8 protein-coding genes and 1 pseudogene are annotated in these 7,608 nt (G+C 73.2%); 6 read left to right on the plus strand and 3 right to left on the minus strand.

Annotation, left to right across the window (positions count from 1 at the left end):
* From IE312_RS29710 to IE312_RS29730, 5 genes are all read left to right on the plus strand, one after another.
* A partial coding sequence (locus tag IE312_RS29710) for an MFS transporter (RefSeq protein WP_229900584.1) occupies positions 1-1,433 on the plus strand: 1,433 nt, incomplete at its 5' end.
* A 161-nt stretch (positions 1,434-1,594) separates the two neighbouring features.
* Positions 1,595-2,245: a class I SAM-dependent methyltransferase gene (locus IE312_RS29715; RefSeq protein WP_189985376.1), complete on the plus strand. Its 651-nt coding sequence runs from the start codon at positions 1,595-1,597 to the stop codon at positions 2,243-2,245.
* Positions 2,246-2,397: 152 nt separating this feature from the next.
* A complete protein-coding gene (locus IE312_RS29720; RefSeq protein ID WP_189985377.1) occupies positions 2,398-3,339 on the plus strand; it encodes an N-acetylmuramoyl-L-alanine amidase in 942 nt (313 codons plus the stop codon).
* 117 nt (positions 3,340-3,456) lie between these two features.
* A complete protein-coding gene (locus IE312_RS29725) occupies positions 3,457-4,215 on the plus strand; it encodes a DUF5336 domain-containing protein (protein WP_189985378.1) in 759 nt (252 codons plus the stop codon).
* Between the two features lie 104 nt (positions 4,216-4,319).
* Entirely contained in the window at positions 4,320-5,330 is a 1,011-nt protein-coding gene (locus IE312_RS29730; protein ID WP_189985379.1) for an LLM class F420-dependent oxidoreductase, read from the plus strand.
* Here the strand turns inward: IE312_RS29730 and IE312_RS29735 are convergent.
* The gene (locus IE312_RS29735; RefSeq protein WP_189985380.1) at positions 5,327-5,917 is read right to left on the minus strand and encodes a hypothetical protein; all 591 of its coding nucleotides are present in this window, start codon (positions 5,915-5,917) and stop codon (positions 5,327-5,329) included. The genes IE312_RS29730 and IE312_RS29735 overlap by 4 nt on opposite strands.
* A 172-nt stretch (positions 5,918-6,089) precedes the next feature.
* Between IE312_RS29735 and IE312_RS29740 the strand changes: the two genes are divergently transcribed.
* The gene (locus tag IE312_RS29740) at positions 6,090-6,383 is read left to right on the plus strand and encodes a hypothetical protein (RefSeq protein ID WP_030655739.1); all 294 of its coding nucleotides are present in this window, start codon (positions 6,090-6,092) and stop codon (positions 6,381-6,383) included.
* 4 nt (positions 6,384-6,387) lie between these two features.
* Here the strand turns inward: IE312_RS29740 and IE312_RS29745 are convergent, their stop codons facing one another.
* Together IE312_RS29745 and IE312_RS42420 are read right to left on the minus strand one after the other, a co-directional pair.
* Positions 6,388-7,458, minus strand: coding sequence for a prenyltransferase/squalene oxidase repeat-containing protein (locus IE312_RS29745; protein ID WP_189985381.1), 1,071 nt, complete (start codon positions 7,456-7,458; stop codon positions 6,388-6,390).
* Positions 7,455-7,608 (minus strand): annotated as a pseudogene (locus tag IE312_RS42420) (SAM-dependent methyltransferase); the annotation flags it as partial. The gene IE312_RS29745 and the pseudogene IE312_RS42420, both read right to left, overlap by 4 nt.

The raw sequence follows: 7,608 nt of genomic DNA on the forward strand, positions 1-7,608 counted from the left end.
TGCTCGTCATGATCGCGGGCCGTACCCTCCAGGGCTTCGCGATGGGCGCGATACCGCTCGGCATCGGCCTGATGCGCGACATGCTGCCCCGCGAGAAGCTCAGCTCGGCCATGGCCCTGATGAGCTCCTCGATCGGCGTCGGCGGCGGTCTCGCGCTGCCCGCCGCGGCCCTGGTCGCCCAGCACACGGACTGGCACGCCCTGTTCTACGGCGCCGCCGGCCTCGGGGCGCTCGCCATCGTCCTCACCCTCCTCGCCGTACCGGAGTCCCCGATGCGCGCCGAGGGCTCCTTCGACCTGCCGGGCGCGCTGGGCCTGTCCGCCGGCCTGGTCCTGCTCCTGCTGCCCATCACCAAGGGCAGCGACTGGGGCTGGTCGTCGGGCACGACGCTCGGCCTGTTCGCCGGCGCCGTCGTGGTCCTGCTGCTGTGGGGCGTGTACGAACTGCGCGTCGAGGCACCGCTGGTGGACCTGCGCACCACCGCCCGCCGCGAGGTGCTGCTCACCAACCTGTCCTCGATCATGGTCGGCGTCAGCTTCTACGTCGTCTCCCTCGTCCTGCCCCAGCTGCTCCAGCTGCCCACCGCCACCGGTTACGGCCTCGGCCGGTCGATGGTGGTCGCCGGCCTGTGCGTGGCCCCGCTGGGCCTGACGATGATGTTCACGGCACCGGTCTACGCCCGGCTGTCCGCCCGCTACGGCCCCAAGGTCACCCTGATTACCGGCCTGCTGATCATCGCCATCGGCTACGGCGGCGGCCTCGGCCTGATGGACGCGGCCTGGCAGACCGTCGTCACCTCCGTGGTGCTCGGCGCGGGCATCGGCCTCGCCTACTCCTCGCTGCCCGCACTGATCGTCGGCGCGGTCCCCGCCTCGGAGACCGGTGCCGCCAACGGGCTGAACACCCTGATGCGGTCCATCGGCACCTCGGTGTCCAGCGCCGTCATCGGCATGGTGCTGGCCAACACCGCGAACGACGTGGGCGGCGTCGCGGTCCCGACCATGCACGGCTTCCGGATCTCCTTCCTGATCGCCACGGCCGCCGTCGCGGTGGGCCTGCTGCTCGCGCTGTGCCTGCCGAAGGCCGCCCGGCCGGCCCGGCACACGCAACTGCGGGCGAGCAGCGAGGAGGAGGCCAACCTGGAGCGTGCCGAGCAGGTGCTGCGCGGGTTCCGGGGGCGGGTCCTGGACGCCGGCGGCGCGCCCGTCGCCCGGGCCAAGGTCACCCTGATCGACCCCCGGGGACGGCAGGCCGGCGCGACCCTCTCCGAGGCGGACGGCAGCTATGTGCTGGCGGTGCCGGGCGAAGGGGCGTACGTGCTGGCGGCGAAGGCCTCCGGCCACGGGCCGCTGGCTTCCTCGGTGACGCATCCCGGGGCGGAGCGGTCCGTCGACCTGGACCTGTCACTGCCCGGGGAGACGGTGGGCGCCTGAGCGCCCGGGCGGAGGCGTCTCCTGCGGGAAGCCACCGAAGCGGTGGCCTCGCGCAGAGGCCCCCGCGCCCCTTCGGGCCGCTGCGCGCACCCCCGGTCATCCAGGTGACCGGGCGTGCGGCAGCATGGGCGTCGGACCGACGTACGACCGAAAGGCGCCCCATGCCCGCCGCTCCCCAGCCCGAGATCCTGGCCGCGTTCGAGGCGGCGAAGGGGTTCATGCCCGTCGACGAGGGGCTCGCCCTGTACGACGCGGCCGTCACCGCCGGCCGGCTCGGGCTGCCGCTGCTGGAGGTGGGGACCTACTGCGGGCGCTCCACCGTCCTGGTGGCCGACGCGGCCCGCGCGGCCGGGGTGACGGCGCTGACCGTCGACCACCACCGCGGCAGCGAGGAGCAGCAGCCCGGCTGGGAGTACCACGACCCGGAGACCGTCGACCCGGAGACCGGCCTCATGGACACCCTCCCGGCCTTCCGGCGCACGCTGTTCAAGGCGGGTCTGGAGGAGCACGTGATCGCCCTCGTCGGCCGCTCCCCGCAGGTCGCCGCCATCTGGAACTCTCCGCTCGGGTTCGTGTTCGTCGACGGCGGCCACACCGACGAGCACGCCGGCGCGGACTACGAGGGCTGGGCGCCGCACGTCGCCGAGGGCGGGCTGCTGGTCATCCACGACGTCTTCCCGGACCCGGAGGACGAGTTCACCGGCCAGGCGCCGTACCGGGTGTACCTGCGGGCCCTGGGATCCGGGGCGTTCACGGAGGTGTCGGCGACCGGCTCGCTGCGGGTCCTGCGGCGAACGGGAGCGGGAATCTGACGTCCCGCTCCGGGGCGCGGGCGTCGCCGGGCCGCGGGGTCGCGTGACTCGCGGACTGTCTGCGTACGCACTTCTTCAAGGCCTCTGACCTGGGGTTTCGACGTTCGCGTCAATGCCCGTCGGTGCCATCGGCGCCGGGTATGGTGGCAGACGTGTCGTACACAGGACCGGACTTCGATCCCCCGCGGCAGCGCCGGACCCGGCGTGCTCCGCTGACCGTGGCGTTCGCCGCGCTGGTGCCCGGTGCGCTGCTCGGCTGGCTGGTGTACGAGGCGGCGGGCGGCGGCGCGGGCCGTACGGCCTCCCCCGCGCCCGCCCCGCGCAGCGCCACGGTGTCCGGCATCACGCCGGCCGCCTCCCCGGGCGACGACGCCAAGGCGTCCGGCTCGCCCTCCGCCCGGCCGGGCGGCGCCGGCCCGCTCCGGGGGAAGGTCGTCGTCGTCGACCCGGGGCACAACCCGGGCAACTTCCACCACACGGCCGAGATCAACCGCCAGGTGGACATCGGGACCAACCGCAAGGAGTGCGACACCACCGGGACGTCCACCGACGACGGCTACACCGAGGCACGGTTCACGCTGGACGTGGCGCACCGGCTGCGGACCCTGCTGGAGGAGCAGGGCGCCACGGTGCGGCTCACGCGCGACGACGACAGCCCGGCGTGGGGTCCGTGCGTGGACGAGCGGGCCCGGATCGGCAACACCGCGCGCGCGGACGCGGCGATCTCGATCCACGCCGACGGCTCCGCCGAGGGCGACCGCGGCTTCCACGTCATCCTGCCGGGGTCCGTGCACGCCGGTGCCGCCGACACCCGTGCCATCGTCGGCCCGTCCCACGACCTCGGGGTGCGCGTCGCCGGCACCTTCCTGCGCGAGACGGGCGAGCCGCCCTCCAACTACGTCGGCGACGGTACCGGTTTCGTCACGCGCACGGACCTGGGTGGTCTCAATCTGTCAACGGTTCCCAAGGTGTTCATCGAGTGCGGCAACATGCGCGATAGCAAGGACGCGGCACTGCTGACCAGTGGCGCCTGGCGGCAGCGGGCGGCGCAAGGGATCTCTGAGGGAATCGTGAGTTTCCTGCGCGGGTCGTGACCGGCGGGCGGAACCGGCCGGACAGCCGGATCTTGCGGGCGATAGTGTCTACCCGACGATGAGACGACCGACGAAGGACCTGAAGTGAATATCCGCTCCCTCACTAGAGGCGACGGCGTGGTGATCGGAGCAGCGGTGGTGCTGTTCATCGCGTCGTTCCTCAACTTCTACACATTCTCCGGCTACGGCACCGAAGTCGGCCATAGCGCGTGGGAGAACCTGGGCACCGGCCTGGGCACCTACATGGGCGCGGTGATCGGTGCCGTTCTCATCGTCGTCAACCGCTGCCTGCCGCAGCCGCGCAAGGTGGCCGGGCTCGACCTCGCCACCGTCGGCACCGCGTTCGCGGTCCTGGCCGCCTGGACGCTGCTGTGGACGCTGATCGACCTCGACGGCGTGGACGCCGGCGCCGGTCTGGTCCTCGGGTTCATCGCCGCTCTGGTCCTGGGCGGCGCCGCCGTCGCCACCCCCCTGGTCCCGGCCCTCCAGGCCCCCCTCCTGCCGGCCCCCAAGCCGGCCGCCCCGCAGCCCTACGGCGCCCAGCCGCCCGGTGGTTACGGTTACCCGGGCGCCCAGCCGCAGCAGCCGTACGGCGCCCAGCCGCAGCCGGGTCAGCCCTACGGGCAGCCGCAGCCGCAGGCCGCGCAGACCGCCCCGGCGCCGCAGCCGGCCGCCGAGGACTTCTCGCCGTTCTGGTTCGCCGTGCCGGTGGCCCGCCCGCTGTTCGCGGAGGACGGCTCGCCGGCGCCGATCGCCGAGCTCGCGCCGGGCACCTGGTACCTGGCCGTCGAGCAGCGCGGTGCCGCGCTGGTCGCGCAGACCCAGGACGGCCGCCGCGGTGTGCTCCAGGACACCTCCGGCATCCAGCGCGGCTGACCCGGCCGCCGCAGCGCACCGGCCCCTCGCCCTTCCGGGCGGGGGGCCGTTGTCGTACAGTCGGCTTCCGATGCGGAACTGACGGTACGTCAGGAGGCGGGCGGATGCGGCTCGGTCTGGCGCTCGGGTACTGGGGACGCGGTCCGGACGCCGGTCATGTGCCGCTCGCCCGGGAGGCGGAGCGGCTCGGCTACGACTCGGTGTGGACGGCGGAGTCCTGGGGTTCGGACGCCTTCACCCCGCTGACCTGGATCGCCGCACGGACCTCGACGATCAGACTGGGTACGGCCGTCGCGCAGATGGCCGCCAGGTCGCCGGCCGCCACCGCGATGCACGCGCTCACCCTGGACCACCTGTCCGGCGGACGGGTGCTGCTCGGGCTCGGCCTGTCGGGACCGCAGGTGGTGGAGGGCTGGTACGGCCGCCCGTTCCCGGCGTCACCGCTGACCGCGACCCGCGAGTACGTGGACGTCGTACGGCAGGTGCTGCGCCGGGAGGCGCCCGTGGCGGTGGACGGGCGGTTCCACCCCCTCCCCTACCGGGGCCCGGACGGCACCGGGCTCGGCAGGCCGCTCAAGCCGGTCACCCATCCCCTGCGCCGCGACCTGCCCGTCCTCCTCGGCGCCGAGGGTCCGCGCAACGTCGCGCAGACGGCCCGCATCGCGGACGGCTGGCTGCCGCTGTACTGGGCGCCGAGCCGGCCCGAGGTGTACGGGGACGTGGTACGGGAGTTGCCCGAGGGGTTCCTGGTGGCTCCGATGGCCCGGGTGAAGGTGTGCGACGACGTCGCCGAGGGGCTGCTGCCGGTGAAAGCCATGCTCGGCTTCTACATCGGCGGGATGGGGCACGCGGCCCGCAACTTCCACGCGGACCTGATGGCGCGCATGGGCTACGAGGCCGAGGCCCGGCGGATCCAGGAGCTGTTCCTCGCGGGGCGCCGGGAGGAGGCCGTGCTGGCCGTGCCGGACGCCTTCGCCGACGAGATCTCCCTGATCGGTCCCCGCGAACGCATCGCCGAGCGGCTGGAGTTGTGGCGCGCGGGCCCGGTGACGGACCTGCTGGCCCTGTCCCCGGACCCGCACAGCCTGCGGGTGCTGGCGGAGCTGAACTCCTAGCCCTTGGTCAGCTGGGAGGTGGACGGCACCTGGTCCTTGACCGGGGCACCGGCACTCTTCCCGGCATCCTTGACGTTGCCGATGACGTCCTCGAACAGGCCCGCCGCGTTCCCGTCGCCGCCGCGGAGCTTGGACGGCAGGTTCTTCAGGCTCTCGATGCCCGCGGTGAGCGGGGCGAGCGCCTTGGACAGGGTCGGGTCGGCCTGGGCGTTCTTCTGGGCCGCCTTGAGCCGGTTGTAGGCGAAGGCGCCGGCCAGGGCGGCCTTGACCAGGGTCAGCTTGCGGCCCTTGGCGCCCTTCTTGAACTTGCCGGCCTTCCAGGGCTTGACGATCCACTGGTAGGTCGCGCCGGCGGCGAGACCGGCGTCCACCACGAAGCGGGTCTTGGCGAACTTGCGCTTCTCCGCGGACGTGGTCGGGCTGGGGGTGTCGGCGGCGGGCTCGGCCCGCACCTCACCGGTCTGCTGGGAACTGCTCTTCGTGTTGCCGGTGCTGCTCGCCTGCTCACTGCCGCAGGCCGTGGCACCGGCCACCAGGGCACAGGACAGGGTGAGCGCCACGATGAGGCGCCGTATCGGTACGGGCACGAGGTCCTCCGGACGTGTCCTCCCCGAGCGGTCTGCTTCCTCCGGCAGCCTCGCCCGAGCCCGCCGGATCCGCCACCCGGGGGACTCCGTCCGGGTGGCGTCAGGGGCCCGGGCCGGGTCCGTGCGGGTCCGGGCCGGGTTTCACCGGCCGTCGTCCGGCAATCAGGAGGGCATGTCCCCTCGATATCGCAACGGTGCGAATCAGGCCGGGACGGTCATCGCGATCGTCGCCGACATCATGGCGCTCATACTCGGCCTGTGGATCCTGATGTACCTGTTGGACGCGAACCGGGCCAACAGCCTGGTCCAGTTCGTCCATGACGCGGCCTCCTGGCTGGCCGGGTGGTCGCACGACCTGTTCACCTTCGACGAGGCGTGGGCGCGGGTGGTCGCCGGTTACGGTCTGGCCGCCGTGGTCTATCTGTTCGTGGGCCACGCCATCGCCAACCGCATGCACCGCCACTGACCGCTCAGCGGCAGCAGTCCGGGTCGAGCCCCGCCGGCAGGTGGTCGCCGCCGAACACCGCGCACGTGGCGTCGTGGCCGCCCAGTGCGGCCACGGCCAGCAGCAGGGAGCCGGCCGTCCAGGTGGTCAGCTCGCGGGGCCAGACGGCGCCGTCGTCGAAGACGTAGCCCGTCCAGTACAGGCCGCTGTGCGGGTCCCGCAGGTGCTGGATGGACTGGAGGATCTCCAGCGCGCGGTCGGACTCGCCCATGGCCCACAGGGCCAGGGCGAGTTCGGCGGACTCGCCGCCGGTCACCCACGGGTTGGGCACCACGCAGCGCACGCCGAGCCCGGGCACGACGAAGCGGTCCCAGTCCGCCTCGATGCGGGCCTTGGCCTCCGCTCCGGTGAGGGCGCCGCCGAGGACCGGGTAGTACCAGTCCATCGAGTAGCGGTCCTTGTCCAGGAAGCGCTCGGGGTGCCGGCGGATCGCGTGCCGCAGCGCCCCGGCCGCCAACTCCCAGTCCGGCTGGGGCTCTTCCCGTTCCTCGGCGATGGCCAGGGCGCAGCGCAGCGCGTGGTGGATCGAGGAGCTGCCGGTGAGCAGGGCGTCCGAGGCGGGGGTGCCGGCGTCGTCGCGGCGCCAGCCGATCTGTCCGCCGGCCTGCTGCAGCCGCAGCACCCACTCCACGGCCGCGTAGACGGCCGGCCACATCCGGTCCAGGAACGTGTCGTCGCCGGTGGACAGGTAGTGGTGCCAGACGCCGACGGCGATGTAGGCGACGAAGTTGGACTCGCGGGAGCGGTCGGTGACGTCGTCGTGGGCACCGTCGGCGTAGGCGGCGTACCAGGAGCCGTCCTCGTTCTGGTGCCGGGCGAGCCAGCTGTAGGCCCGCTCGGCGGCCTCGTGTTCGCCTGCCGCGTCCAGGGCCATGGCGGCCTCGGTGTGGTCCCACGGGTCGAGGTGGTGCCCGCGGAACCACGGGATCGCCCCGTCCTCCCGCTGCACGGCGAGGATGCCGCGGACGGTCTCGGCGGCCTGCTCGGCGGTGAGGACCCCGGGCAGGACGAGGTGTTCTGTCCGGGGGGTGGTCACTGGGCGGCCACCCCGTCCGTCTCGGCGAGCCGGGGCAGGTGCGGCTTGGTCGCGTAGACCACGAAGCTCTTGCCGATGAGCGGGTTGAGCGCCTGCTCCGCGAGCCGGGTGGCGAGCGGCTTCTTCATGATGTCCCAGACCAGCAGCTTG

It is taken from the genome of Streptomyces capoamus (assembly GCF_014654935.1).
GTDB lineage: Bacteria > Actinomycetota > Actinomycetes > Streptomycetales > Streptomycetaceae > Streptomyces > Streptomyces capoamus.

Coding starts and splice junctions, on each gene's coding strand:
- IE312_RS29715 (WP_189985376.1), top strand. CDS start 1,595: ATGCCCGCCGCTCCCCAGCCCGAGATCCTGGCCGCGTTCGAGGCGGCG.
- IE312_RS29730 (WP_189985379.1), top strand. CDS start 4,320: ATGCGGCTCGGTCTGGCGCTCGGGTACTGGGGACGCGGTCCGGACGCC.
- IE312_RS29740 (WP_030655739.1), top strand. CDS start 6,090: ATGTCCCCTCGATATCGCAACGGTGCGAATCAGGCCGGGACGGTCATC.